Genomic DNA, 26,207 nt, shown 5'->3' with positions numbered 1-26,207 from the left:
AATGAGACAATCTAAAATTTTTATTACTTCCAAAATATAAGCTAAAAATGCTGTAAGTGCCTAAATTCACTGAATTTTTATATACGGACTACATTTTTTTTACAAAAAATTTTTAGACTTTCATGCCAAATATCAGTACAGTTTGTAGCCCGCATGGTAAAGTGAGCCATCTTACTTAAGTAAGACATGAATCGGCAATCAAGTATCAATTTTGGGGACGCTTTAACTTCAAAGCATCAACAGCCGATATTCCTTCACCCTGAATGCCGAAGTACCACAAAGCCGCCGCCGCTTCAGCACGAGTTACAGGCTTTTTCGGCTGGAATAGGGTTGTATAGCCAAATACACGGCGAATATTTGATTGTTCGCCATTTTGGTAATCAGCAACTACTGCTCTTAAAGCTTTCGGGTCAATTTTCCCTGCATCTTGGAAACCCCAAGTTTGCCTCACTACCTCTAAATTCGCTGATGGTAAAGCTTGGCGGGTATCTAAAGGTAATTTCCACAGTAGCAACTGCTCCCTTGTTAGCGGTGCGTCAGGACGGAATAAAACTGCTGTGGTATCCCCAGATAAAGAACTAGGAATTAATCCGGCTTCTGCTAATCCTTGAATCACAGGAAAATCAGAGTCTTTGGCAGACACATCACTAAAAGCAGGTTGAGCGCTTTCCGATACTAAGCGAATCTGTTTAGCTGGATTGTTAGCATACATGGCATTATTAGCAGCCACTAACCAACGAGCATATTCCCTACGAGTGATGGTTTTACTAGGCGCAAATAGGTTGCTTGTCGTATTGGAGTTGCTCTTATTAACTGAAGATTCTGGCGATAAAACTCCTAATTTTGCTAAATCTTGAATGTGTTGCCGCAGTTCTTGGGGTACTTTATTCAAATCGCTAAATTCTTGAGCTTCCCTGGTAACTGTCGCCACCTGTTGGCTATTAGATGTATTTGCTGGCTGTGTCGCCACATTTGCAGATAGTACAGGGCCAATAAATTCTGGATTACCAGGTTGGGGAATATCGTTAGAAGTTGTGGTGCTAGTATCGCTAGGATTATTAGTTGCCGTAGGTTGTGCCGTGGCTGTAGCTGCAGGAAGATACTCAATTAGTAATTCAGTGGCTGTTTGCGGCTGATTTGGTGTAGGGTTAGTTACTGATTGAGCTTGAATAGAAACTTTCACCTGCACATTATTGCGCTGCGCCTCAAAAACACCTCCCAAATCATCTGCGGGTTGCTGTGAAATTTGCCAATTATTCGCTTGCAATTGTTCGCGGTAGAAGTTGGCAATAAAATTGCTAGGGTCAGAACTTAGCCAGCGGGTAGATGTTCTGTTTTCTGTAGCGCTAGGTGGTGTAACTGCTTCTAATTTGGCATTAGGATATAACGGAATATCTTGCGGAAAATCAGTTGGCAATTTAACTTTTGATGCGTTCTGTTGTGCTTGCTGTTGGCTATCCTTAGCTTCTCCAAACACAACTGGGTTATTTTGCAACTGAGGATCAGCCGCCAATGATTGCTCAAGGTTTTTGGCAGTGGGATTGTTGGCACAGGCTGTTAACGAAGTGAGTAAAACAGCCAAACTCAGAAATATAGCCGGACTTTTACAGGGCAGCACAGGAAATCACAAATCTAGTGTCAATTCCTACCCTAGCGCAGACTGTGAACTCCAGTTCAAATTTGAGTATGAAATTTCACGGAGAAGATTTTTAAGATTTGATTTATTGATGCATAGGTAGGGATTTCCCTGTTCTCTGTTAATTTTGTTAAAAATTCCAGCTTAACTGTCTCAAAATTGCAAACCGCAGTAGCCGCAGAGGAAAGTTAGAACCTTGGATAACTTTCACTCGCAGAAAGCGTCCAGTTCCCAAACGGGCAATACCCTTAAGCCTTGCCCAAAATCTTACCCTAAACAAGTTGAGTTTACTATCTTTGACAGCATACAAGGGCATAAAGGCAAGTTTACCGTAGAGGACATCAGCGCGATGAGTTTTACTGAGATTATTTTTGTAATGCTCTAAATTTGGTAAACCTCCATGTTCGCCATAGTTCCGCCAAGGAATATAGTTTTTCAGACCTTTACCTCGGAGAAAACTATCAATAGTTGAGTCCCAACTAGAATAGTTAGTTTCTCCTACATTGGTGCGAATTTCCTCAGCCAGTTCTAGTAAGTACCGCGCACTTTCAGAATTTACAATATATGCAACTGCTGAAGTAGAAAACCCTTCAGCATAGCCATCAGGTGAGACGTAATATATCTGTGGTGCACAAGTGTATAGCCAGCTAATACCTACATTATTTTGGTGAGGATTAAAGGGTAAAGGTAGCTTACCAAAATTAACTACTGGTACAAAGTCTGCTTCAATAATCATTGTTGGTTGAGTCTCTTGCATCGCTCTTTCCCAAGCTGTGCGATGGTTTAAAAGACACAGATAACTCCGAGAGTAATTTTGATATTCTGGTTTGCGTTCTTGTCTAAGAACTTCGCAGGTAAATCCTTCAGTTGTTAATAGTGTTTCTAAATCTTGAGTAAATTCTTTATAGGCAATAATTAAGACTTTACTAATATGCTTAACCAGGTGATTTTGACTAATTTCTTTCTTGCCTAATGTTTTAATCACCTTGATTTTTTTAGAATGAGTTTTCATAAACTGTGTAAACAAATAGTTATTAGAAAAATAATTAATTTTGGATAAATTTCATATCTTTCTTCCTATAAAAAGGACTCATTAAAATCCCTATTAATAATTCCATTTCACAGGCTGCTACAATATCAGTTTGCAATAAATTTCGATATTTAATCCAGTAAAAAACCAACTTACGTAAATCATTAGCGCTATAAATTGGCAGAGCAAATGGTTTTAACCAAGCAGGAAAGTCTAACATTCTAATATGATGACGACTTAGACCAATACCTCGCATTAATTTAATTAAATACTCTTTCTCCAGACGCTCTTTGGGAATACGATGGTATATTTTCATTTCTGGTGTGTACCAAATTTCCCAGCCAGCTTTTCTAATATGTACTAGGGCTTCTAAATCTTCAGACGTAACAAAGGAATCATCTGAACGTCCACAAAAAAACAGTTGTTTAGGAACATTTTCCATCCAGGCTTGTTGACGAACAACTAATCCAGCGCCTGGAGGTAACATTTTTCTAACAGTGTAATTATTTTGATGGTTATTATAGCAAAAAGATTTATTACCTTCTACAATAGCTAAAAAACGAGCTATTCTATCAAAATTATTCGGGGGAATTACTTCATAATCTGCCTTGATTTGACCACCGTAAGCTCCAGCTTGAGGGTGATTTTTACCAAAATTATAGGCAGATGCTACCCAATTAGGAGTAGGTAAATTATCATCATCGAGAAACCCAACTAATGTACCTTCAGCTTCTTGAATAGCACGCTCTCGTGCATAGCTTAATCCTTGTTGGGTTTCTAAGTAATATTTAAGTGGGTAAGCATCAGGCCAATTGGCTTGATATTCTTGAACTACTTTAGCTGTATTATCTTTGCTATTGTTATCAATAACTAAAATTTCCCAAATTATTGGTTCAGTTTCTAGAGCTAATTGCGCGGTATATGCACAACAATCTTTAAGCTTATCTAAAACATCTGGTAAACGTTTTTCGCCATTAAATGTACATATAGCCACGCTAAAGTTAATCATAATTTTAATGACCAAAAATTTAAGCAGAAATTATATCTTTGATTAAATTTTTAGTCACTATTAATATCAATGTCACCAGCAAAAATACTGAGGCAATCTTTAGGATTACAAAATGTAACAGCTATCATCAATTGCTGCTGTATTTGTCCAAGTCATTAATTTGGGGTGAGGGAAACTGATTTAAAACTCGCCACAGCACAGTGTAACTGCCATCAGCACGACGACGAACAGGACGAAAGGCTAAAAGTATATCACTGCTATGTAGTTGTGGTGCTTGCCCTAAATATTGCCGTTCTTGGGGTGAAAGTTTTCTATTGTTCAAAATAATATCTGGTAGCTGGAATTGTAGCGATCGCACTAAGTAAGTATGGTTTAATTGAGCTTGAGCGCTCGCCAAAATCACTTGGTTTAAATTCCAGTTCTGGTCTTTACCAGTTAAAAAGCGTCGCCGTTCTACTTGTAAGTCATCTAATTGCTTAGGCGGTTGGTAATTGAGGAAAAATTCTCTGGTCGGTTTGGTCACAGTTTGCAACCGAGAATCTAACTTAGTCAGAGGGATATCGCCCAGATCCACCATAAAGCTGTAATCTACACCTTGATGTCCTAAGGCAAAGCGATCGCCAACTAGTTGAAGTGCTAGACTGGGAGTAAATCCGCCTTGAGTATCACCCAACAAAGGGAAAGGATAGCGTTCACTGACAGTAGGTGCCAAGCGGTTCTGGATAGTATCAAGCGGACGCTGGTAAGCCGAATCAAGTAAAACGCGGAAAATCCCAGTCCGAGGCAATTTCAAAAAGGCAGCGTAAATTTGAGGTTCTTGGGGATCGATGTCGTAACTAAAGTGGTCAAGTACCGCAGAAGTTTCCTGAGGATTGGTAAATTGATTTTTTAGAGGGAATTCCACCTGGGCTGCGGTTAAAAATTTCTTCGCATCTGCCAAAATTGTCAGCGCTTCAGCAGGAGGTGCGATCGCAGGTTGTGCAAGTGGTACATAGTCTGCTATTGCAGTTTTTGCAGTTCTACCGATAATAGGTAGTGGAGGTGAAACTACATTTGGTTCTTGGATGGCAAAAGGTGTCGCTAGCTTGTCCAGATTAGGAAGCTGCATCGGCGCGATCGCCAGCACAGAATCTGATTGTCGTTCTCCTGAAACCAAAGGTAGCGGTCTGACTAAGGCTAATTCCCCACGTCGGGATAATAACCGATCTAATACTGGGGTAAGTTTTAATAATTCTTGGTTAGAAGCATACAAAGAGCAGTAAATTTTTATTTGTGACTCAGTTAATGGCTCGGCTAAAAAAGATAAGTTCTCCGTAACATCAACTCTGGAAATACATAAAGTTTTGGGGCTTTTGTATTGACGGTTGAGAAAAGCGTCTACAAACTTGGTGTAGACAGTTAACTGCCCTTGAACAGATCGTATCCGATTAGCATCAGGCGTAGTCATAGCTTGCTCAATGCGGGCAATCAAATCTATCTGTTGCTGTACCATTCGGCTGGCTGCAGTATAAAAGCTTTCATTTGCCGGGACTGCTGCCAAGTTTTGATTCGCTGATAATAAAGAGCGATAATCAAGGTTTGAAAGGCTATCAGGAACAGAAACCAAGGAAATAGGTAGCAAAAAGCTGAAGAAGATGTGTCTCATCTGAAAAATGCAGGACTGATAGGTGTAGGAAAAATCTAAAATAGATATTAAATTTAAAAGAAAGAACGACCATCGACCAGCGTCAGTCCATCTTAAACTTTCTGTCAAGCGCCGCCGGGTTGTTACCAGTGCTGAAACACGATTACATGCCAGTTTCCCAAGATCAGCCGATCTATTCTGAGGCTCCACTCCAGCTGTTGCTGTTTGTTGATGGACGGCCCAAGTCCCGACAACAGGTACAGCGAATACGTGCTTACTTAAAAGAATTGCAGGCTGGGTATCAGTTTGAACTTCAAATCATTGATGTTGGACAACAACCTTATTTGGCGGAACACTTTAAATTAGTGGCAACGCCAGCCTTAGTCAAAATCCACCCGGAACCCAGGCAAATTATTGCTGGTAGTAATATCATCGGTCAACTTAAAAATTGGTGGCCGCGCTGGCAAGCTTCGGTCGATGCCTATTTAAAATTGCAGGAAGATTTACAAGAACGTCTAGAGGACAATAGCCGGGCGGTAGCACCCAAATCTACAATTAGTTCCGTTGCTGTTTCCGCCGAACTTATACGTTTGTCAGACGAAATTTTTCGTTTGAAACAGGAACAAGAGAAACTTCACGAGCAGTTGCAATTTAAAGACAGGGTCATCTCTGTACTGGCCCATGACCTCCGCAATCCTTTAACTGCTGCTGCGATCGCCATAGAAACTCTTCAATCTAACTACAATATCGAAACAGGCCAATTCCAGCGCCTCAAACCAGCAATGACGGCGCACTTACTCAAGCAAGCCCGGACTCAAACTAAAACAATTGACCGTATGATTACGGATCTTTTGCAGGTAGGTAGGGGCAATGATACAGAGTTACCAATAGTACCCCAAAAAATGGAAATCGGCAAACTCTGTTTCAGTGTATTAGAAGAATTGCGCGATCGCTACACTGCCAAATCCCAACAGATAGAAACAGATGTTCCTCAAGACTTGCCTTATGTTTATGCCGATCCAGAGCGCATTCACCAAGTGTTAATTAACCTGTTAGATAATGCCATTAAATATACGCCTACTGGTGGCAAAATTAGCGTTACAGGACTACATCGCACTACCCAAAAAGTTCAGATTAGTATTGGTGATACTGGCCCAGGGATTCCTTACGAAAACCGCGATCGCATTTTTGAAAACCACTTCCGGTTACAGCGAGATGAAGGTACAGAAGGTTATGGCATTGGTTTGTGCCTATGCCAACGGATTATTCGGGCACATTATGGTCAAATTTGGGTAGATTCTGTCCCTAATGGTGGAGCATGGTTCCACTTTACTTTGCCAGTTTATCCCTCTTAGCCATATAAATTTCAATTTGCGATTGAGTGTCTACCTTTTAAGCTTGGCCTGGGAGAAGAAACTTAGGATTGTCTATATTCAATTTGGGTATCCGCTCAATAAGTTAATGAAGTAAAAACTTTAAATATTTATTGGTTAATGGATATACAGCATTAAAACAGATAATTAAAATTTGATTTTTAAATTAAAATTTAAAAGCAAAATCCTAGAGTCAAAGCCTAGGATTGACAGACTCTCTATCAATTAATCACTTGAGAATAATACGATTTCGTCCTTCTGCTTTAGCTTGGTAAAGTGCCTTATCAGCAGTCACAATTAAATCTGAAGGTGAAGATTCCCAAGTAGGAACAACAGTTGCTACACCCATACTTAATGTGACATGTTGACTAACTTGCGAACCTGCATGAGTTATTTGCAAATTTCTCACCCCAGCTTGCATTGCAGCAGCCACATGAACTGCACCAAAAGCATGGGTATGGGGCATAATTACAGCAAATTCCTCACCACCATAACGCGCTACTAAATCATGATTTTTTTGGGCGGTATGGCTTAAAACTGCACCCACTTTTTGTAAACAAACATCTCCAGCTGGGTGACCATATTTATCATTGTAAAATTTAAAAAAGTCAATATCACATAAAATTAATGACAGAGGTGCTTCCTCTTGCGCTAAATTAATCCACTGAGTATTAAGATAATCATCAAAACGGCGACGATTAGCCAACCCTGTTAAGCCATCAACGTTGGCAATATGCTGTAAAGCTTGGTTTGCTGCTTCTAACTGTTTGTATACTTGTGCTTGTTGTAATAGTCTTCGCAAGCGTTGGCGTAAAACTGCCCAGTGGATAGGTTTAGTGATGTAATCCATCGCTCCAGCTTCAAAAGCACGATTGACAGAATCTTCGTCATCTAAACAGGTGATCATCAATATGGGAGTTCGCTCCCATAGTTTAGAGATAACCGTATTGCCGAGAGCAGAATCTGTATCAAAACTTGCTAGTGCTGACATCAAGTTATTTCTAGCAATCTTGAGCAATTGCTTACAACAAGTAAAGCCATCCATGACAGGCATGACTGCATCTAGCAAGACTATATCTGGTTTGATAGTATCGTAAGCGTCTAGACACTGTTGGCCATCATTGACTTCAACCACTCGATAGCCTTCTTGTTCCATAGCTTTACGCAACAGCACTCGCATGGTCTTGTCATCATCAGCCACTAAAATTAGTGGCGGTTGCTTAGAAAGAGGAAATGGGCTTATGCCTGACATGAGTTGCGTTCCACAGAAAATAAAAGTATCGCTAAAGGCGAACTTGAAAAGACTTCCCCTCTGAACTGAATCGCCTGTCAGCGATAGTTTTTGCGGTAGTCATTAGATTAGAGAAAACAAAAGTTTATAGTGTTCTGGTTTTTACTGGATTGTGAGAAACAGGTAAGGTTCTGCTTGTTGATGTACCAGCTTGCTAGATTTCCAGTAGTGCAAATTTTCGCTGAATCGGTATAAGTAGTGAGTTGGCAAATGAGTACGAACAAAGGTTGTGATCATAGAAGCTAAGGATACTTGCTTCCATATAAATGCCAATACTTGCAGCCACAAGGTATGCTGCTGTTGGTGCGTAAAACGTTCAATGATTTTCAGCCAAGCAAATGGTAGATTACTAGGTTGCATAGACAATTTATTAAAAACACAAAAGCAATTGCAATCTGTTGTCCAGATAAGGACATGGTCAGAAATGTATTGTTGACGTAATGAGAATTAAATCTTGAAACCCTGATAATTTCGTAGTTAGCCACAAAAGGATGATTGTGGGCTAATCTTGAAACCCTTATGGCATAAGAGGCGTTTCTAATTCACATTAGGCGTACTATTTATATTTCCCTAGACCTGAAGTCGAATTGCCATTTTCCGGAAAACTTCTAATATCCACCCTCTTTTTTAGTTATACAGTAATTTTTAGCACTCAGCATTTATTGGCAACCCATAGAATGCTTCAAAAAAAATATCAAGATAAATCCTGAAAATACCTGTTTTCAAAGTCTATAGGTCTGAGATGATCTCTTCAGAGTTTTTTATCGTAATATTGCTATAAAAGGTGGATTATAAAAATATATATATTTACCAATATTTTGCTTTATCTAAGTGTAAATACGCAAAAAACTAAGAGCAAACAAATCAAATATAGTTGGGCGATTGAGAATAGGCGATCGCACATCAGCAGCATTTGTCACATTCGCCAGGAGATAGGATTATACAGCCGATTCCAGGTACATAAAGTACAAGGGTAAGAGTAAAGCTATGTTCCCTACAATTATCTGTGCCTCACAAAGTTCCTATCTGCTGTATTTTGAAAATATGATGCACTTTTGAATATTGCCACTAATCTACTCAATTAAAATAAAAGTAAAGATGAAATAACATAGCTCATAGCCTCATTAGGCTTAATTCCATTTATTCAAAAAACCAACCTTTAACAGCAAACACCAGTAATCTCAATGCCCAATCCATTAATGTATTTACAGGATAATTATGTTGTCCTAGAAACTAACCAACCAGAACAGTTTTTAACTGCATCGGAGTTATTAGAAAAATTGAAGTTAGTTGTCCGAAACATCTCTGTTGAGGATTTACCGCCGGATATGCAGAAAATTGATGGGGTGGAGGCACGAGCCCAGTATTTAATCGATACTAGCTGCGAATTGGATTTAGGCCCTGGTAAATATTTACAGTGGTATGCAGTACGCTTAGAAAAGTAAGTTGTAGCCACAATATTTTTAATAAAAATCAGTGGTAGCTGTAAACTTCCACTGATTGAAAATCACTAAATTTTTGATGTAGTAAAGCTTGTCTGGAAATTATGAATTAGTAGTTGTAGTAATCAGCGCCAGTTCAATTTTATCTTCCTCTGGCTGTGTAATTTGAATCTCAACCCCAGGGCCAAAATATTTGAGCATTTTTTCCTGTTTTTCCTGCCAAGAATCAATTGGCAGCAGTGGCGAATCAAATTCTAAAATTAAAGTGTAAGCTCCATTGATTGTCTTTTCTTTTAATCCTGTAACGATTGGTGTGTCTTCGTCTGTTTTACCTAAACCGAGGAAAGAGAGTGCCCTATCGAGATGGGCGTTTTGCCCATAGCAATAGCGGGTGATATCTTTACGGATTTTAGTTTGAGTCACAGTGGCTTGTTGTTCGCGCAGTGCCAAAACTTCAGGAGTAGTAGTTTCGCTAAAGGGTATAGGCTTCAGTTCATTGGCTTTGAGCGCTAATCCCCCTAACAATAAGGGAAAGCCGTAAAAAAATCCCACAAGATTGAGTGTGGCATTATCAGCCGCGTAAGCGACAAAACCAACAATGGTTAGGATAGCACCGACAGTTAAACCGATGGTTCCCAAAGAAATTTGGCGTAGCATGAGCTGAGATTGTATAAATTCTTAAAACATTAATTTTATTATCATCGGTTATTTGTGCCCTACTCAGACGAACTAAAAATCAGCTACTGGGTAGGGCCTTTGTGGGATGGGTTGCAATACTACAAGGGATAGCGTTTTGAACTCAAAATTGGTTTTGGGGAAAAGGTTAAAGGTTTTTTATTTTCCCTTTTCCCATTCCCCTTTTCCCTTTAACCGACAAGTATTGGCATGGGTTGTGTATCGCACAATCAAGGCGGGCTGGCCCACCCCACAAAAGTTTGATTAAATTTAAGATGTAAATTTGGTGTGTTTTAGCTTATTAGCTGTTTACTGTTGACTCCAGAGAAAGATTTTCCTGTATGTCATGTTCAGTAACTCGTTCCCTAGTCCAGCTATCGATCGCATCACCCAAGGCGGTAGTTAAATTATTGCGGGTTTGAGCGTGGTTGTCTTGCTCAGTTTTCAAAGCTTGCAACAAGCGATCGCGTTCTTTAATGACTGTAACTAATTTCGTTTTCAAATCATCTACCGATTTTATCTGTGATAGTTCCTGTTGGATCGCTGTGACTGCTGTAGCATCGGGGAGTGCGTCTGTGTCTAAACCTTGAACTCTTTGTAGTTCAGCTTTTAGAGATGCGATCGCCTGTTGCGATAACTGCGTATCTGTACGACGTTGTTCTGCTTCGGTGTTATAGAGTTTACGCCATTTTTGGGCACTTTCCCAGGCTGCATCGCGATCGCGCTGAAGTTCTGCCATTTGCTGTTTGAGAGATTGGATTTCACTCAACCATTGCGTTGTTAAGTCTTGACTCATAGCGATTGTTGATTGGTTAATAGTCATTAGCTATTAGTTATCAGCAAAACGTAAAAGTCAAGAGTCAAAGGTTAAAAATAAAAGGGAATAGGGCATTGGGCATTGGGCATTGGGCATGGGTAATTGGTAATTGGGTGTTTGGTGTTTGTTATTTCCCCTTGTCGCCAGTCCCTAGTCCCCAATCCCCAGTCCCTAGTCCCCATTACCCCTTATCCCCAGAGGGGGCCCCGAGTTCCCCAGTCCCCAACAATCATGTACCAATCTCGGTTTATCCGCTTCTTTCGCCACCTTACCTGGCGTAACTTGAAGAAAACTTTTGCTAGGACACTCGAAAGGCGACTTTTAGGACTGTCCTCGGAAATTGCTTTCAACGCCATGTTATCGCTGTTTCCAGCAATATTGGCTTTCTTTACAGCTATTGGCTTATTTGCAGAATCCTTGCAAGATACTTTTAAACAACTGGCAGCGCTAGTTAGTCAAATTGCACCGGAAGAAGCGCTGGTACTGATTCGGGATTTTGCTTCTCGAGAAATCGCTCACTCCAAAAATGGTAGCTTGTTCTCTATCAGTTTTGCGATCGCAATTTGGACTGCTTCGGGTGCGGTAAGTACGGCGATGACAGCCTTAGATCAAATTCATCAAATTCCCCCAGAAAAAATGCGTCCTTTTTGGAAAGCCAAGCTGGTTTCTCTGGGGTTGACAGTCGGTACTATGTTGCTTTTAGTATTGGCTTCATTTTTAGTTTTTATCAGCGACCTACTCTTGGCAATGGTAGTCAGCGAAAATAATGCTTTAATCTTTTTATTTGATATTTGGCAACTTTTACGCTGGCCTTTAGCTTTAAGTATTGTTGCTTTTACCTTTGGCTTTGTCTATCGCTATGGCCCCAGTATCTGGACTCCAGGTATGCCAATGATGCCAGGAGCTAGTTTAGCAGCTGTTTTTTGGGCAGTTTTGTCGGCTTTATTTCGACTTTATGTAGCTAATTTTGGTAACTACAATAAAGTATATGGTGCTGTTGGGGCTGTGATTGTCTTAATGCTTTGGTTATGGATGAGTGCGGTTGTGCTACTGGTGGGCGACCAATTAAACGTTACAGTTGGTGAAGATATGCAGTTCCGCAAATCGTCAAAATTGATTAAACAAAATTAATTATTTAATAGACAGCAGTAAAATACTTAACTATTCAAATTCAATCAAGCGATCGCACTCATGCCTGATTCACCTTCTCGCTATCCGATTATTGAACCTGATGCTAAGGATCCGACCGTAAGGCGGTTGCGTCAACTAAGTAGAATTTTAGATAATGCTATTACTATTCCCGGTACACAGGTTGGTGTTGGGATAGATCCAATTTTAGGATTATTACCTGTTGGCGGTGATTTTTTAGGTGTAATGCTTTCTTGTTACATTGTTGTGGAAGCCGCACGCTTAGGCGTACCAAGAGCAACCATTGGCAGAATGGTTTTTAATATCATTGTAGATGGGTTAGTAGGCTCTTTCCCCATGTTGGGAGACTTGTTTGATTTTGCTTGGAAAGCAAATACTCTGAATATTCAGCTTTTAGAAGATAACTTAAAGTTTTCTAGCCAAACTCAAAAAGCCGACAGATTATTTATCTTTGCTCTAGTAGCTGGATTATTGGTGATTGCCATTGTCTTAGTTGTCTTACCTGTGATACTAATTAGATTGCTGTGGCAAGCCATCACTGGTGGCTAATTTAGATATTAATTACAGTAATGAAAGATTGGTGGCAGGCTACTTTTCCTCAAGGGCGACAAAGGTTAATTATTACTGATACTAAAGGTTATCCTGTACATATTGCTTATGGTGAAAAAGGTACAGGTAAGTCACTCATTTTATTACATGGTATGGGCAACTGGAGCTATAATTGGCGTTACAGTATAGACCCATTGTCGAAACATTTCCGGGTAATTTGTTTTGATGCCAAAGGCTTTGGTTTCTCTGAAAAACCTGTATTTAGAAGAGAAGATAACGGTCATCAAGTTCTAGAATTAGCACGCATAATTCAGGAATTATGTGATGAACCGCCAGTGATTGTAGCAGAATCTTTAGGTGCTTTAGTTTCTCTTTCTCTGGCTCAAGAATATCCTGAATTAGTAGGGCGATTAGTAGTAGTAAATGTGCCAATTTTTGCAGAAAAATTGCCACATTGGGCAATGTGGATATTGTCACAAACACCGCTAGAACTTATCCAAACAATTGACAGCTTACGGCTAGCATATTTCTTCGCACCTCTATTTAGAGAAATTATGGCAATAGAGCGGCGACAGGTACTATTCGATCCATCAGTATTAACCCAAGAAGATATTTATTGGATATCCTACCCATTTATTGAAATTCCTGGGACACTCGTAAAAGTTGCAGAAGACTTACAAATAGCAGCGAGAGAAATTGAGCATTGGCAAACCCAGAAACCAAATATGCTCAGTACAATTCAAAAAAAGTTAAGTAATATTGAATGTCCCACTCTAGTTTTATGGGGTGAGCAAGATAATTGGTTTCCTGTAACTCATGGAGAGAAACTGTATAGATGTCTCCCCAACGCGAAGTTAAAAATTTTGCGTAACTGCCGTCATGATGCCGCAATTGGTTCTGCAAAGGAAGTCAATGCAGCGATTGTAGAGTTTTTGGCAGAAACCAGCTTTTTGTAGAGTTGGAAAGTGCAAAATACGCTGTATTTATCCAAGCTGCCAAGGTACTGTGTGCGATCGCTTGCGTGGAAAACTAGAAAAAGAAGGAATCAATATTCGCGCTGGTTCAATGTCTGGTTTAGCTGAGGAAGCACCCCAAGCTTACAAAGATGTTAGCTGTGTTGTTAATGTTGTTCACAATGCTGGTATTGCTCGTAAGGTAGCACGCCTCAAACTTGTAGCTGTAATTAAAGCCTGATACCCATCAATAAGTAGAGGGGTCTAGTTATTAGCAACCAGACCCCTCATATCTGTGAGCCAATTTGATCCAACATTGCCTCCATAACGAGTTTATGTTTACAGGTCTTGCATTTATACCTAAACCTCCCGTAGTCGCTTCTTCCTAAGCTATGGGTTGGCATGAGTCTTAATCAAAGACTTGCGATCAGGGTGTCGCCACGTTCACCTATTTGAGAGGTTCTCTGCAATTCCACTATTATATTAGCACAGTTTTCTATAAGTGAAAGGAAAATTTTTAGATTTTCAGCTATTAGAAATCTGCTCTTTTTTTGCAGTTTTTGCATTTAGCTATCTCTCGGATTGTCAGCGTGACTACATGAGAATTTTACGGACTTTTGTTAAGAAAAACGAAAAATAATCAAGCTTAACTAATAAATCTTACTATTTTTGTTAAGCTAAAGACATTAAGCATCTACTATGAAAATTGAGAGTTTTTAGCTTTCTTGTAACCCTTACCCGGTAAAGCATAGGGTACGTTATGTGTTTTTCTCAGGTTAGGTTTCTACCTGACTTGGAAGAGACTACTTACCCTCAGAATAGTTGCTGCGATCGCTTAATAATTGCTGTTTAATACAATCCGCCTGATTTCATCAAAAGCCGTCAATTTATTGATGCTCAGTTGGCAATTGTTTACCGCTAACTGAGGCAATTAAAAAAATTTTGTTTGTAAGCTCAATACCTCACCAGCGCTAATTTTATTTTTTACCCAGTCTTCAATGCAGATGCAGTGAAAATCTAACAGCCAGGTGAATAAATACTGAGAATGTGAATATTTTTGCCATCGAAAGACGGCAATCAAAAACCATATCGCCGAAATCAAGAAATATCAAGATTACCAGAGGAGTCAGAAATGGAAATCTTTGATTATGTGATTTTAGGAGCTGGGTTAGGTGGACTGTCAGCAGCAGCCTGTTTAACCAAGCAAGGATACCGTGTAGTAGTTTTGGAGAAACATTACTTACCAGGTGGCTGCTGTCATACCTTTGATTATGGAGAATACAGCTTTTGCGCGGATGTGCATTATATTTCTCAATGTGGTTCAGGTAAGACTATCAACCAATTTCTCAATTACATCGAACGGGATGTACCCTTTAACAGTCTCGATCCAAACTGTATTGACCGAGTAATTACACCAGAAGCGAATTTTGCGATTCCACTAGGATGGGAAAATCTGCGTCAAGCCTTGCTGACTAGCTTTCCTGAAGAACAACGAGCTATTAACCGCTACTGTGATGAGATTAAACAAATCCATCAAGAAATTCGCAGCTTAGTCCAAGAAGTACGTTGGTTTGACCGTAAATGGTCGGATTGGTTGAAGTTACCAAAATACTGGAATCTTTTTTGGAAGCGGAATTGGACTCTACAAGATTTATATAACTATGTTGGCTTGTCGCCAAAACTGCAAGCTGTATTAGCAGGACAAAGTGGTGATTATGCATTACCACCTAAAGAAATTGCTCTACTTACCCATACTTCCTTAGTTTGGGACTATTCCGAGGGAGCCTACTATCCAAAACACCACTTCAAACACTTTGTAGATAGCATTACCGAAGCAATCACAGCTGGTGGAGGCGTAATTCAATACTCAACGCCTGTAGAACATATTCAAGTTAGTCACAACACCATCCACAGCGTCATTGCTGATGGTATCACCTATAGCGCGCGTCAAGCTTATATCAGCGACCTAGACCCGAAATTAACAGTAGAGTTGATGCATGATGTTGAAGCCTTGAGCCACAAGGAACGTCAACGCTTAACAGACTACGAATATTCAGCTAGTGCATTTAATATCTACTTAGGTTTAGATAGCCGCTTCGAGCCAGAACGCTATGGAATTGGTAACTGGAATATCTGGTACTATCCTACAGGCGACCTCAACAGAGAATATCAACAACAATTAGCAGGAGACCTCAGCCACCCGTGGATTTTCCTCTCTTGTCCGACAATGAAGTCTCAGGAAGCAGGGATGGGGCCACCAGGGCATCATATTCTAGAAATTGCTACAGTCTGCCCATATGAACCTTTTGAATACCTACACAAACACGACCCTAAAGGCTATAAAGCCAAAAAGCGGGAAGTTTATCAGCAAGTAATGACCAGTGTTCGCGATTTAATTCCCGATGTAGATAAATATGCTCGGATGAAAATTTACGGTACACCTACCACCAGTGAATTTTATCTCGGACAACCCCAGGGTAATATTTACGGTGCGAAATTAGTACCCAAACAAGTAGGCTTAGAACGCCTGGGATATACAACAGAATTGCCGAATCTGTTCTTAGTAGGTGCGAGTGCAGGCTATCCCAGCGTACCTGGCGTAATTGGTAACGGTATAGATGTAGCAGAATTGCTGACTGGACAATCCGTACGGCGGAGAATTGAAACACCGAAGCCGTTGGTAGCTGCGGGATGAGGGAGATGGGGAAATAACAAACACCAAAGACCAAACACCTAATTACCAATTACCAATTACCAATTACCAATTACCAATTACCAAATTTTGAGATTTTGGTATTGAATGAGTTGGGATATAAATCCGCAACTCATTCAAATTACGAATTACGAATTACGAATTACGAATTATTTAAAAAGTTGGCTTTTCAAAAAACAACACAGACAATAAAAAATCCATCATAAAAATTGATACCCAAGTAGTTACAACTGCTGTGGTGGCTGATTCTCCGACTTCTTTTGCTCCACCTCTAGTAGTTAAACCCCAACTACAACCATTGACAGCAACTATAGCTCCAAACAGAAAGCCTTTGAGTAAAACAATCCATAAATCTGCAGGGGTTAAAAAACTTCTGACTGACTCTAAAAATGTCTCTGGCACAATCTGATAAAACTGCGATGCGGCGAAAATTCCACCAATAATGCCAGTCAGTAACCCAAAAATTGTTAATAGTGGTGTCATCAAACAGCAAGCAATGACTCTAGGAAGTACTAGATAATCAATTGGATCGGTTCTCAGCATATGCAGCGCATCAATTTGGTCTGTGACTCGCATTGCACCTATTTCTGCTGCGAAGGCTGAACCTACTTGTCCGGCGATGATACTAGCAGACAAAATGGGAGCCAATTCTCTGCAAAAAGCCAGTGCAAAAGCTCCTCCTACGGCACTCACAGCACCAAACTGCACTAATTCTCTGGCTGTTTGGATGGTGAAAATCATACCTGCAAAGCCGCTTACAAGAAGAACCGGACACAGAGAAGCTGGCCCAGCAGTTACCATATGTTCCAGAATTTTGCGGTGATAAGTCTTTCCTTGGAGCAAATGTAGCAAAACTTGCCCAAAAAGCAGAAATACAGAAAAATAGCGCCCAATAGAAAATTGTTTAAAATTTTTTCTATGTTGTACTTTTACTACCATTTACTATCCCCTCACAACCTTGATTGTGGAAAATTCGCTAGACTGAAAACTTGCTAGATGCAAGAGACTGAGGGAAAAATCTGATTTTAGGCATTCAACGTAATGAGATAACAAAGCAATGTAGTAATTGCTAAAGACGCTTAAAGAATATCTAATTCTAGCTGCTTGTGTCCATCTTTAGGCCTATGCGCTTTGGGTGAAGGCGATCGCATTTCATACGCTTAGGTAAAAGGGAAAGGTTTAATGCACCCTTAACCTTTTCACCTTAGTCTTTTTGCTCAAACTCAAAGAAATAATGAAAAGTGGTTATCCGTAACCTATCGCCAACCTACTATCAGGTTTGCTACCCCCTTAGGGAAAATAAAATAGAAATAAACACTCAAAAATGAACCAGGTAGACTACCTCCGGATTAGCTTAATCGATCGCTGCAATTTCCGGTGTCAATACTGTATGCCAGAAGGCGCAGAAATCGACTATATTCTCAAACAACAACTTTTAACTGATGAGGAACTGCTTACCCTCATTGCAGAAGTATTTATCCCTGTAGGCTTTACTCGTTTTCGGTTAACTGGTGGGGAACCTTTATTGCGTCCCCATGTGGTGGAATTGGTGAGGGCGATCGCATCTTTTTCCCAAACTCAAGATTTATCGATGACAACCAACGGGTTTTTACTGGCCCCTATCGCCCAAAATCTCTATGATGCGGGTTTGCGACGCATTAATATTAGCCTCGATTCTCTAGAACCAGACACCTTTGACCAAATTATTGGCAATCGCGGCCGTGGACGCTGGGAGCAAGTTTGGCAAGGGATTCAAGCAGCCCATCGCGTCGGTTTCGACCCCTTGAAGCTGAATGTAGTGGTGATTCCTGGGGTAAATGACCATGAAGTGCTAGATTTAGCTGCTCTCACCCTTGACCGCAACTGGCACGTGCGGTTTATTGAGTTTATGCCGATTGGCAATTGGCAATTATTTGGCGATCGCGGATGGGTTTCTTCTGCCCAACTGCGGCAACAAATCCGCGATCGCTGGGGATTGACAGATTCTCAAGTCCGTGGTAACGGGCCAGCCGATATTTTTCAAATTCCGGGAGCCAAAGGAACACTGGGATTTATCAGTCAGATGTCAGAGTGTTTTTGTGATCGCTGTAACCGGATGCGTTTAAGTGCCGATGGCTGGCTGCGTCCCTGTTTATTAAATGAAACTGGTCAATTAGATTTAAAAACTGCTCTCCGGTCTGGTGTCAGCACCGCACAATTGCAAGAGCAAGTTAGACATTTATTAGCAATAAAACCCGAAATCAACTTTAAAGGGCGCGAATCTGGTACCACAGGCATATATTCACGTACTATGTCCCAGATTGGCGGGTAGTCATTTGTCCTTAGTCATTTGTCCTTGGTTATTTACAAAGGACAAAGCGCAAAGTCTGAGCTGAGGAAACCTCCGCTCAGAACTTTGTAAGAAGGACAAGGGACGAATGACTATTACGCTTGGCGTGAGTAGTATTCCACAACCAGCAGTTCGTTAACTTGTAGCGCCACCCATTCTCTTTCAATAACACTGTTGACTTTACCAACAAGCTTGGTTTTATCAAACTCCAAGTGACTGGGTAGGTTAGCTAATCCAGGATATTGGAGGTTGTTTTCTGCCAACTTACGGGATGCTTCTTTGTTGCGAACAGCAATTTCTTCACCAGGACGGCATTGATAGCTAGCAATATTAACTACACGTCCGTTGACAGTGATATGGCCGTGATTTACTAGTTGTCGTGCTGCGGGAATAGTGGGAGCTAAACCCAAGCGGAAAACTGTATTATCCAAGCGCATTTCGAGAAGTTGCAACAGCGCTTGTCCGGTAGAACCAGTAACTCGTCTGGCTTTACGGACATAACGTAGCAGTTGCTTTTCGGTTAGACCGTAGTTTAAGCGTAGTTTTTGCTTTTCTTCTAACCGGACAGCATACTCAGAACGCTTTTTGCGGTTTTGACCATGCTGACCAGGTGGATAAGCACGTCTAGCGCTTTTACGAGTTAATCCTGGTAAATCGCCTAAGCGGCGTACAATTCTGAGGCGAGGCCCTCTATATCGGGACATGTGTTTCCTTAATCTATTCCTGTTTCAACTTTACCTAGACATACCATTGTGGCATTCCCCCAACTTAACAAATAAAGCGATCGCTTATTTGTTTCTCAAGTCGAGGGATTCTTAGTTCGCTGAAAACCCTGGCTCTAGTAGAATGAATCTAATTAGAACAGAGGTATCTTTTCCACACCCAAGGCTTTAAGTCGGTAAAACCGACCGTAGTTAATTGAGCTTTGTTTCTCAAAGCACTACGCTACCTGCCCTAGGCATTGGTTCCCAAGCGTCAATTCCCCAGTGCCCCTAGGTACTCGAATACATGAGTTTTTGTTTTGCGGTTTCGTAGGCGACTCAATCGCTAGATTGAGTCACGTAGCATTTCTACACAGAAATACTTTTTATGTTACCTACTTAATCTTCGATCAAAATATCGTAGCACATCAACATGAGATAAATCTTGTAGCGGGGTGAGGTTATTGGTAATGGGTAATGGGTAGTGGGTAATGGGTAGTGGGTAATGGGTAGTGGGTAATGGGTAATTCCTCCGCTACTTACTCATCCTCCTCATCTCCTGGCTATGCTAGTAAAATTCCCTATATTAAGGAGGATTGAGCGCGGTTCTTGAGTTAGCATAGCCATTGGGTGTTTGGTGAACGGAATATTCAGGAGTAAAAATTTATGAGCAAAAAAGGCGGTTCTAAGTATAGGATGTTGTCAACTAAAACAATTAGATGGACAGGGCCAGTTTTAGCGATCGCTGGATGGTTGGCAACGATGGTTCCCTCTATGGCGGCCGCCACCTACAGTAATAATGATTACCGTGCCTGTGCTGGTCAGCTTTTGCGCCTTAACATTAATGTCAACTCAGCATCACAAGCTTGTGCTGGCGCACTACGTCCACGGGAGTTGTCTCGTTGTGTGGTCAAAATTAGTAGACAAACTCAAATCAGCGCTGTAGATGCTCTTAATTCTTGTACGTTAGCACGCCGTCCTGAAGAGTTGGCTACCTGTGTAGTTGATATTAGCCTTTATCCAAGTAAGGAAGCCGCTAACCCAGCAATCTTAAATTATTGCGGTCGCAGTTTGTTGCCTGTGAGCTTTTCTCAGTGTGTCGTAGGCTTACGAACTGAAACTAAATCGGCTCTGGTTCCTACCCTAGATACTTGTATTAGTGGTAGCGACAGAGTCAGCAGCTTTGTACCTTCCTCGACATCACCACTGCAACCAACTACACAATTTAACCCAGTGTTTGAAACTACGCCGATTCCTGCTCAACCAGTGAATAAGTAAAAATTATGGTTGGCTAGTAACTGGTGTATCAGGGCAAATTTCAAAAATGAAAAGAGCTATTTCCCATTGAAAATAGCTACATTTACCATCTATAAGTTCTATATCAATACTGCTCGGTTAAGGATTTTCAACTCGGAATTTGGTTTGGGGAAAAGGAGAAAGGGTAAGGGTTAAAGGTTTTTTCTTGCCCCTTTTCCCCTTCCCCTTTCCCCCTTAACCGACAAGTATTGAGTTCTATATGCTTCTGTGCCTCTGCTGGGGAAAGAAACGATTTCTTTCACCGCAGAGGCAAATAATAAGCTGTTAAGCATATAAGAAAGCAGATTGAGTCTGCAGGGAAACAAGGGGCAAGGGAGAGGGTTTGCAGCTCTTACCAACAAGAAAATGATGCAATTTAAATGACGATTAACTTACCAATTCAAAATTTGTTTTGGAAAGTTTAACTCTTGACATCAATTAATTAGTCTTCTTTTTTCCCAAACACCATTTGTAAAATCATGGGAACGCCACCTTCTTGGTGATATCTATCCGCCCAAGCGCGAATCACTTCATCCAACTCTTCTAGAGCCTGCTCTAAGCGTTCTGGTGGAATATCTAGTTCTTCCAAAGCGCGCATAGCATTTTGTCGCTTTTCTGCCCAATCTTTCATTAAGCGAAAATATCGGGCGGTATCTTCGACCATGATATAGGTGCGCTCTTGGTCGTCAGCAGGCGCATAGAAAGGACGGGTGAGTGCGTAGAAAGGCATTCCCCAAGGAGAATCAATGCGTGTCACCGTGCCAGAGTACAGCAGGCGGCGCTTGATATGCTCCGCTAAAGCTTCACTCAGAGGCATTTGGTGTTCGGGAGGCATTTCCTCCTGCGATCGCTTGTGTAAAAATTCAATTAATTCTAGAAACTCAAAAGAGGTAATTAACTGAGCATCAGGCAGATTACTCGGTAATTTATGCTCGATTTGTTTCTTTTCCTCGGTTGTCAGACTGGTGCCGGGAATGCGTGATTTCCCGGGTCGCCAAGGAAATTTTTCCATCCAGACATAAGGCAATTGAATCAAATAGCGAGGCTCTTGAGAACCTAGCATTTTCAGCAATTTACCTTCAGTCAGGGCTTGTCTGACTTCCTCAACAATGATTTTGACCCGCTTCGGCTCTAGGTGGTGTAAATGACCGGTCATCCGCAGGTTTTGCCCCTGCTCTAGATAGGTCATGTAAATTGCACATTTGGCTGCAGTAGCCGCTGCATCTAAAAATGCCCCATGCCTGTGCCCACTAGTCCGCATAGCACTAAAAGCCAGATAAAGCATGATCTGATCCATCGCACTGGGGCCGAGACGTTTGATCAGATCTATGTCGTTACTCATATAACAGACAGTTAAATAGCACGTTTACAAATTTATTAGCCGTAGGAAAGTAAGTAGTATACACCTGACTGAAGGCAATATTTTCACCTCAGATTATTTATTATGCTCCAAGTATGAAGTTCTTGCTAGTCAAAATAATGAAATTCGGTGTAATTTCCGACACATAGTTTTGAAAGATGTATTTTGTGTATTTTATATAACTTATCTCCGTAATATTACTATCATTTTTTAGTCCTCCATTTTTCTAATGCAATTCCAAAGCTAGGTTTTTAGAAAATATCAGCCGAGCAAGCTGTATAAAAACGTTTATACTTGCCTAAATAATATTTCGCTCCAGTTAATTAATTTAATACTGGAAGATAATTATTCAAGTAATTCAAAAAAAATTGTAAGCCAGTAATTCAATATAATTAGCTACTACAGGAAACCGCAGATAGGTTTGTAATCGAAAAACCAATATCAGCAACCGACAATTCAATTTTGATTAAGAAATTTAAAAATCAAGCTACTTAATTTTGCAGATTGGAGTGCTTTAGCTCCATAGCTGCAAAATTTGTTCTTGCTGACTGCTTTAGTAATTGACAAATTACTAAAAATGGCAGATAACAAATAAAGCTCGAATAATCAGGCTTTTCAGTTCCTTATTTATTTGCTTGGAAATATTATTCATTGATTCTAGCATTTTATTTATTTTTACTTATCTTAAGTAAGAAAATTTAATTGTATTGATAAATATTATTTGATTTTTTTATACAAAAAGTAAAATTAAGTTGAGTTGATATTTGCGTAACTAAGGCTATCTTGCCATCTCATTTGATAGTTGCATAAGTCCTAATAATTTCATAGGAAAGGACAAAAAAGCTAGGTATCCATAGAAAAAACAACGTTAACTATATCCTGGTTATAATTTTAAGTAATACCAATTCAAATAATTTTTGCGATAGATAAATTCTTTGTAGGGGCACGGCACCAGTAAGATATTGGATACGCCAAAAGATTGTGAATGCCGTGCCCTACCCATCTGTCGCGTTCTGGTTTCAAAATGTATCAGTTTTAAAACCTAACCCAAGCTCCAATTCCCGAAGTATTTAATATTCGGGAATATATATAGAAGAAACTTTCAGAAATTAGATAGTAATAGAGTTACGATTTAATTTACAGTATTTGCAGAATTTGGTTGATTTCGCATTTTCTCAAAACTAAAAGCTGCTGCTCCAAATGTCACTAATAGCACTCCCAAAATTTGTTCTACTTCTAAATTTTCTTGAATGAGCAACCCAGCAAAAATTACAGTAAGGAATGGCACACTAGCTCCGATAATTGCAGAACGGATAGCACCAAGTTGCCGGATACCAACATTATTAACTACATAACCAAAGAGAGTTAGTACACCCAAAATAAATGCACTTAAAATAATTTCTAACAACTTATTAGGATTAAATACTAAACCTAAGTCTCCAGGTAATGGCAGCATTAAACCGATGAAGCTTAACAGCAACATGGTAGCGAAGTTAATTAAGGTAAAAGATACTGGATGCACTTTACTAGCGCAGATTCTTGTGAGGATGACGTAAACAGCAAAAGCGATTCCCGACATAATTGCGGTGGTACTTCCCAAGGGAACATTACCTAGAGTTGAACTAGTAGCACCACCTAACACTAGTAATTCTCCGCAGAACAGCGCGCCCATTGCCCCATAACGGAATACATTAGGGCGATCGCGGAATAGTAACCAAGCCAAAAGACTGCTAATTAGCGGATAGATAAAGAAAAGTGCGATCGCCATCCCTGTGGTAACTTGGCCGATAGCAACATATATCAATACTTGCGATAAAAACAAAAAGCATCCGCTAGCAATTGATAACTGCAAAACCTTCCTGGTTTTGGAATTATCTGGATTAGAGTTTCCTTTGAATGAAGCAAACAAATTTTGCAAGTCTTGCCAGACTGGTGGATGCATCATCGGCGCTAAAAGTAACATTAATGGTACAACCACCAGCAAGCGCAACATTAAAATTAACAGTGTGTTGCCTAAAGTTGGCACAAGTAAGCGATTTACTTCAACTACTCCCAATATCGCCCCATCTTGGAAAATCACTTTAATCGCGACGTTATAAAGTGATGACACCACTGCTGACAATACTATCAGCAAGAAACCTATTTGGATGGTTGATAACTTAGAGGAGTTAGATAAATTCAGCGATGGTGGTTTGATTTCCTGCTTGGGCGATCGCACCACAGGTTCCGGCTGATTTTCGCTCTCTGATAAGTTATTAGAAAGCACAGAAATTGGCTCATCTGAGTTGCTGGTGAATGGCGCTGGTGTTTCCTCTGGTTGAGTTTCTCTTTCCGATAAGCTATTAAAGAAAACGGAAATTTCCTCCTCATCAGCGTTACTTGTTGATGGTGGAGGTGTAGCTTCTGGTGAGGGAACAGTGGGTTCCGCCGTCATTTCGCTTTCAACGAAGTAACTAGAACGAAAAGACATTGGTTCCGTTTCATTTTCGTTTTCTTTTAAAGATGCGTCTGCTTGTTGCGCCTCAAACTCTGACTGTGATGTAGTTTGATTTTGTGAACCCTCTACAGGGATAGTATTAAGTGGTTCGACAGCTTGGCTATTGATTCCTGCTGGTTGTGAATAACTTTCCCATGAACTTTTTTGTTCTTGGGCAGGTTGCAACACTGTGGGGGGTGATACTTTCGCTACTGGTGTTTCAGCAGGTTGCAGGATGGTAGGTAATGATACTGTAGGTGCTGGCTCTTGAGCAGGTTGCAAAACAGTAGGTGGTGATACTTGTACTGTTGTGAGGGGAGTTTTGGCAATGGTTTTTTCCAGACCTTGCAACCGATTAATTAACTCTGCTATTATGTATTCCCCTTGCTGTTGTTGATTCTGCATCCGAGACAACTGCTGAGAAATATTGCTTTGATAATTCTTTAACTCTTGTTGCAATGAGTTAAAAGTAATGGTGAGAGTATCATCCAAAGAGCCAAGCATTTGCTCTACTTTTTCACCATTATCTGTCTGGCTTGCCCCTAATGCAGCTCTTTGGGAAGAATTACTTTCTATGGCTTCGTTAGCTAAAGTTGTCAGAGAGGATTGCAGTTGAGAAGAGATATGTTTCGCCAAAGCTTCTGCTAACTGACGGATTAACACCTGCTGCTCGGTGATTTGGCGTACCTGTTGTAACTGTTCTTTTTCTTCCTGCAGCCGTTGAATGTCATCTCCTAAACGGTTTTTCTCCGCCTGAAGTCGCTTTACTTCTTCCTGTAACGATCGCAGTACGTGCTGTTGAAGATTTTCCAAGTCTTCAACCACAGCCCACAGAGCATTTTCGGCTGCTCTGGATAAATCACCTCTGGCTCTGTCTGGTTGCTTCTCAAATCGCCCCATGAGCTTTTAACCTCTAACACCTTGACAATAAAGCTGCTTCCCGCATAACTGCTTGGCACTCATACTAATTTTTTGTACCTTCTTTGATAAACCAAAAATTTTAACAGGACTTACGCATATCAACGTAATTTTGTCATGCTGAACACAGAGTTGGCAAAGAGAATAATTTTACTCATAGCTGAATAAACTGTGTTTCTTGCAGCATTACTAGTATAAATATCCTCTGTTTTTTTACATTGGGAAGTAAATTAAATTGCCATCCTATGAGCCACAACCATCAGTGTCACAAGTCACGATTAAGTTGGGCGACTCAACACGCAGGCTTTTGTTGACTTCCGCACAGAAGTATTAATTCAATCATCCATGCTTTTGAGCAGGATTGTTTCGGGAGAAAAATTTTTACTCCAAATCAATACATATTCTTTTTGTGCGATTAGTAATTGTCAAAAAATTGTGAAGGACTACTGGGCTAGCATCAGGCGAGCTAAACTGTTAGAGTTATGTCTAAATTATGGTGTAATGTAACTTACGAGACAGTTTATATTTCTGAATGAGATTAAATTATTTGTCGGCGTAAATTAAAATTATTGCTGACCTCTGGAATATATTTTAGTGAATTAATCACCATTCTGCAAAAATTCGCTCGCAGGAGCGTTTATCTATATTTATTAAAAATTAAATGATATCATCTCATCGGTTATAACGCGATTTATTTCTGAATGCCTGCAATCAGGAAAATTACAAATATTTATCCCAATTTTTGCAGTTTTTTGATTAAATACCTTATACCTGATGCCTAAAAATTTAGGTATAAATTTAGAAAAAAAGGCTAAAAATAGGGAATTCTACTAAAAATAAATGTTGCGAAAAATTTACAAATTAAA

The 26,207-nt window shown here is 40.2% G+C and carries 21 protein-coding genes; 9 read left to right on the top strand and 12 right to left on the bottom strand.

Going from position 1 to position 26,207, the window contains the following annotated elements; genetic code table 11:
- Positions 1-205: 205 nt before the first annotated feature.
- The 4 genes from AACU25_RS28035 to AACU25_RS28020 all read right to left on the bottom strand — a co-directional run bounded on the left by AACU25_RS28035 (position 206) and on the right by AACU25_RS28020 (position 5,320).
- Positions 206-1,618, bottom strand: a complete 1,413-nt coding sequence (locus AACU25_RS28035; RefSeq protein ID WP_096581289.1) for an S-layer homology domain-containing protein — start codon at positions 1,616-1,618, stop codon at positions 206-208.
- A 148-nt stretch (positions 1,619-1,766) separates the two neighbouring features.
- Entirely contained in the window at positions 1,767-2,648 is an 882-nt protein-coding gene (locus AACU25_RS28030; protein WP_199347298.1) for an LPS biosynthesis glycosyltransferase, read from the bottom strand.
- Positions 2,649-2,682: 34 nt separating this feature from the next.
- Positions 2,683-3,675, bottom strand: coding sequence for a hormogonium polysaccharide biosynthesis glycosyltransferase HpsE (hpsE, locus tag AACU25_RS28025; RefSeq protein WP_096584171.1), 993 nt, complete (start codon positions 3,673-3,675; stop codon positions 2,683-2,685).
- A gap of 127 nt (positions 3,676-3,802) precedes the next feature.
- Entirely contained in the window at positions 3,803-5,320 is a 1,518-nt protein-coding gene (locus tag AACU25_RS28020) for a hypothetical protein (RefSeq protein ID WP_096581287.1), read from the bottom strand.
- A gap of 128 nt (positions 5,321-5,448) precedes the next feature.
- On the opposite strand from AACU25_RS28020, the gene AACU25_RS28015 reads away from it, so the two are divergent.
- Positions 5,449-6,654, top strand: a complete 1,206-nt coding sequence (locus tag AACU25_RS28015; RefSeq protein WP_190445754.1) for a histidine kinase — start codon at positions 5,449-5,451, stop codon at positions 6,652-6,654.
- A gap of 247 nt (positions 6,655-6,901) precedes the next feature.
- Here AACU25_RS28015 and AACU25_RS28010 read toward each other — a convergent pair whose 3' ends face one another.
- Together AACU25_RS28010 and AACU25_RS28005 are read right to left on the bottom strand one after the other, a co-directional pair.
- On the bottom strand, positions 6,902-7,924 hold the full coding sequence (locus tag AACU25_RS28010) for a response regulator (protein WP_096581283.1): 1,023 nt from the start codon (positions 7,922-7,924) through the stop codon (positions 6,902-6,904).
- A gap of 141 nt (positions 7,925-8,065) precedes the next feature.
- Positions 8,066-8,323: a hypothetical protein gene (locus tag AACU25_RS28005; protein WP_096581281.1), complete on the bottom strand. Its 258-nt coding sequence runs from the start codon at positions 8,321-8,323 to the stop codon at positions 8,066-8,068.
- An 824-nt stretch (positions 8,324-9,147) separates the two neighbouring features.
- On the opposite strand from AACU25_RS28005, the gene AACU25_RS28000 reads away from it, so the two are divergent.
- Complete coding sequence (locus AACU25_RS28000; protein ID WP_096581279.1) at positions 9,148-9,408, top strand: CRR7 family NDH-1 assembly protein; 261 nt, start codon at positions 9,148-9,150, stop codon at positions 9,406-9,408.
- 99 nt (positions 9,409-9,507) lie between these two features.
- On the opposite strand, the gene AACU25_RS27995 is transcribed toward AACU25_RS28000, so the two are convergent.
- Both AACU25_RS27995 and AACU25_RS27990 read right to left on the bottom strand, forming a co-directional pair.
- Positions 9,508-10,062, bottom strand: coding sequence for a DUF2854 domain-containing protein (locus AACU25_RS27995; protein ID WP_096581277.1), 555 nt, complete (start codon positions 10,060-10,062; stop codon positions 9,508-9,510).
- A 319-nt stretch (positions 10,063-10,381) separates the two neighbouring features.
- The gene (locus tag AACU25_RS27990) at positions 10,382-10,876 is read right to left on the bottom strand and encodes a hypothetical protein (protein WP_096584169.1); all 495 of its coding nucleotides are present in this window, start codon (positions 10,874-10,876) and stop codon (positions 10,382-10,384) included.
- Positions 10,877-11,128: 252 nt separating this feature from the next.
- Here AACU25_RS27990 and AACU25_RS27985 point away from each other — a divergent pair, with 252 nt between their 5' ends.
- The 5 genes from AACU25_RS27985 (at position 11,129) to AACU25_RS27965 (ending at position 16,243) form a co-directional block, all read left to right on the top strand.
- Complete coding sequence (locus AACU25_RS27985; protein WP_096581273.1) at positions 11,129-12,028, top strand: YihY/virulence factor BrkB family protein; 900 nt, start codon at positions 11,129-11,131, stop codon at positions 12,026-12,028.
- Positions 12,029-12,088: 60 nt separating this feature from the next.
- Entirely contained in the window at positions 12,089-12,595 is a 507-nt protein-coding gene (locus AACU25_RS27980; RefSeq protein ID WP_096581271.1) for a DUF4112 domain-containing protein, read from the top strand.
- A 20-nt stretch (positions 12,596-12,615) separates the two neighbouring features.
- Complete coding sequence (locus AACU25_RS27975) at positions 12,616-13,551, top strand: alpha/beta fold hydrolase (protein ID WP_096581269.1); 936 nt, start codon at positions 12,616-12,618, stop codon at positions 13,549-13,551.
- Between the two features lie 49 nt (positions 13,552-13,600).
- On the top strand, positions 13,601-13,789 hold the full coding sequence (locus AACU25_RS27970; protein WP_199347299.1) for an RtcB family protein: 189 nt from the start codon (positions 13,601-13,603) through the stop codon (positions 13,787-13,789).
- Between the two features lie 891 nt (positions 13,790-14,680).
- A complete protein-coding gene (locus AACU25_RS27965; RefSeq protein ID WP_096581265.1) occupies positions 14,681-16,243 on the top strand; it encodes a phytoene desaturase family protein in 1,563 nt (520 codons plus the stop codon).
- A 171-nt stretch (positions 16,244-16,414) separates the two neighbouring features.
- Here the strand turns inward: AACU25_RS27965 and AACU25_RS27960 are convergent, their stop codons facing one another.
- Positions 16,415-17,200 (bottom strand): MlaE family ABC transporter permease, encoded by a 786-nt coding sequence (locus AACU25_RS27960; protein ID WP_096581263.1) that lies wholly within the window; start codon positions 17,198-17,200, stop codon positions 16,415-16,417.
- Positions 17,201-17,585: 385 nt separating this feature from the next.
- On the opposite strand from AACU25_RS27960, the gene moaA reads away from it, so the two are divergent.
- The gene (gene moaA, locus AACU25_RS27955; RefSeq protein ID WP_096581261.1) at positions 17,586-18,572 is read left to right on the top strand and encodes a GTP 3',8-cyclase MoaA; all 987 of its coding nucleotides are present in this window, start codon (positions 17,586-17,588) and stop codon (positions 18,570-18,572) included.
- Positions 18,573-18,685: 113 nt separating this feature from the next.
- On the opposite strand, the gene rpsD is transcribed toward moaA, so the two are convergent.
- The gene (rpsD, locus tag AACU25_RS27950; protein WP_096581259.1) at positions 18,686-19,294 is read right to left on the bottom strand and encodes a 30S ribosomal protein S4; all 609 of its coding nucleotides are present in this window, start codon (positions 19,292-19,294) and stop codon (positions 18,686-18,688) included.
- A 663-nt stretch (positions 19,295-19,957) separates the two neighbouring features.
- On the opposite strand from rpsD, the gene AACU25_RS27945 reads away from it, so the two are divergent.
- On the top strand, positions 19,958-20,569 hold the full coding sequence (locus AACU25_RS27945) for a hypothetical protein (protein ID WP_096581257.1): 612 nt from the start codon (positions 19,958-19,960) through the stop codon (positions 20,567-20,569).
- 460 nt (positions 20,570-21,029) lie between these two features.
- Here the strand turns inward: AACU25_RS27945 and hetR are convergent, their stop codons facing one another.
- Positions 21,030-21,929 carry a heterocyst differentiation master regulator HetR gene (hetR, locus tag AACU25_RS27940; protein ID WP_045868309.1) on the bottom strand — a complete coding sequence of 300 codons (900 nt, stop codon included), beginning with the start codon at positions 21,927-21,929 and terminating at the stop codon, positions 21,030-21,032.
- Positions 21,930-23,079: 1,150 nt separating this feature from the next.
- On the bottom strand, positions 23,080-25,323 hold the full coding sequence (locus AACU25_RS27935; RefSeq protein ID WP_096581255.1) for a DMT family transporter: 2,244 nt from the start codon (positions 25,321-25,323) through the stop codon (positions 23,080-23,082).
- Between the last annotated feature and the right edge of the window lie 884 nt (positions 25,324-26,207).

The organism is Tolypothrix tenuis PCC 7101, assembly GCF_963874875.1.
Taxonomy (GTDB): Bacteria; Cyanobacteriota; Cyanobacteriia; order Cyanobacteriales; family Nostocaceae; genus Aulosira; species Aulosira tenue.
This window is presented reverse-complemented; position numbering and strand designations above follow the sequence as displayed.

Coding starts and splice junctions, on each gene's coding strand:
- AACU25_RS28010 (WP_096581283.1), bottom strand. CDS start 7,924: ATGTCAGGCATAAGCCCATTTCCTCTTTCTAAGCAACCGCCACTAATT.
- rpsD (WP_096581259.1), bottom strand. CDS start 19,294: ATGTCCCGATATAGAGGGCCTCGCCTCAGAATTGTACGCCGCTTAGGC.
- AACU25_RS27985 (WP_096581273.1), top strand. CDS start 11,129: ATGTACCAATCTCGGTTTATCCGCTTCTTTCGCCACCTTACCTGGCGT.
- AACU25_RS28000 (WP_096581279.1), top strand. CDS start 9,148: ATGCCCAATCCATTAATGTATTTACAGGATAATTATGTTGTCCTAGAA.
- moaA (WP_096581261.1), top strand. CDS start 17,586: ATGAACCAGGTAGACTACCTCCGGATTAGCTTAATCGATCGCTGCAAT.
- AACU25_RS27935 (WP_096581255.1), bottom strand. CDS start 25,323: ATGGGGCGATTTGAGAAGCAACCAGACAGAGCCAGAGGTGATTTATCC.
- hpsE (WP_096584171.1), bottom strand. CDS start 3,675: ATGATTAACTTTAGCGTGGCTATATGTACATTTAATGGCGAAAAACGT.
- AACU25_RS27990 (WP_096584169.1), bottom strand. CDS start 10,876: ATGAGTCAAGACTTAACAACGCAATGGTTGAGTGAAATCCAATCTCTC.
- AACU25_RS27945 (WP_096581257.1), top strand. CDS start 19,958: ATGAGCAAAAAAGGCGGTTCTAAGTATAGGATGTTGTCAACTAAAACA.
- AACU25_RS27965 (WP_096581265.1), top strand. CDS start 14,681: ATGGAAATCTTTGATTATGTGATTTTAGGAGCTGGGTTAGGTGGACTG.
- AACU25_RS27980 (WP_096581271.1), top strand. CDS start 12,089: ATGCCTGATTCACCTTCTCGCTATCCGATTATTGAACCTGATGCTAAG.
- AACU25_RS28005 (WP_096581281.1), bottom strand. CDS start 8,323: ATGCAACCTAGTAATCTACCATTTGCTTGGCTGAAAATCATTGAACGT.
- AACU25_RS28020 (WP_096581287.1), bottom strand. CDS start 5,320: ATGAGACACATCTTCTTCAGCTTTTTGCTACCTATTTCCTTGGTTTCT.
- AACU25_RS27975 (WP_096581269.1), top strand. CDS start 12,616: ATGAAAGATTGGTGGCAGGCTACTTTTCCTCAAGGGCGACAAAGGTTA.
- hetR (WP_045868309.1), bottom strand. CDS start 21,929: ATGAGTAACGACATAGATCTGATCAAACGTCTCGGCCCCAGTGCGATG.
- AACU25_RS27960 (WP_096581263.1), bottom strand. CDS start 17,200: ATGGTAGTAAAAGTACAACATAGAAAAAATTTTAAACAATTTTCTATT.
- AACU25_RS28030 (WP_199347298.1), bottom strand. CDS start 2,648: ATGAAAACTCATTCTAAAAAAATCAAGGTGATTAAAACATTAGGCAAG.
- AACU25_RS27995 (WP_096581277.1), bottom strand. CDS start 10,062: ATGCTACGCCAAATTTCTTTGGGAACCATCGGTTTAACTGTCGGTGCT.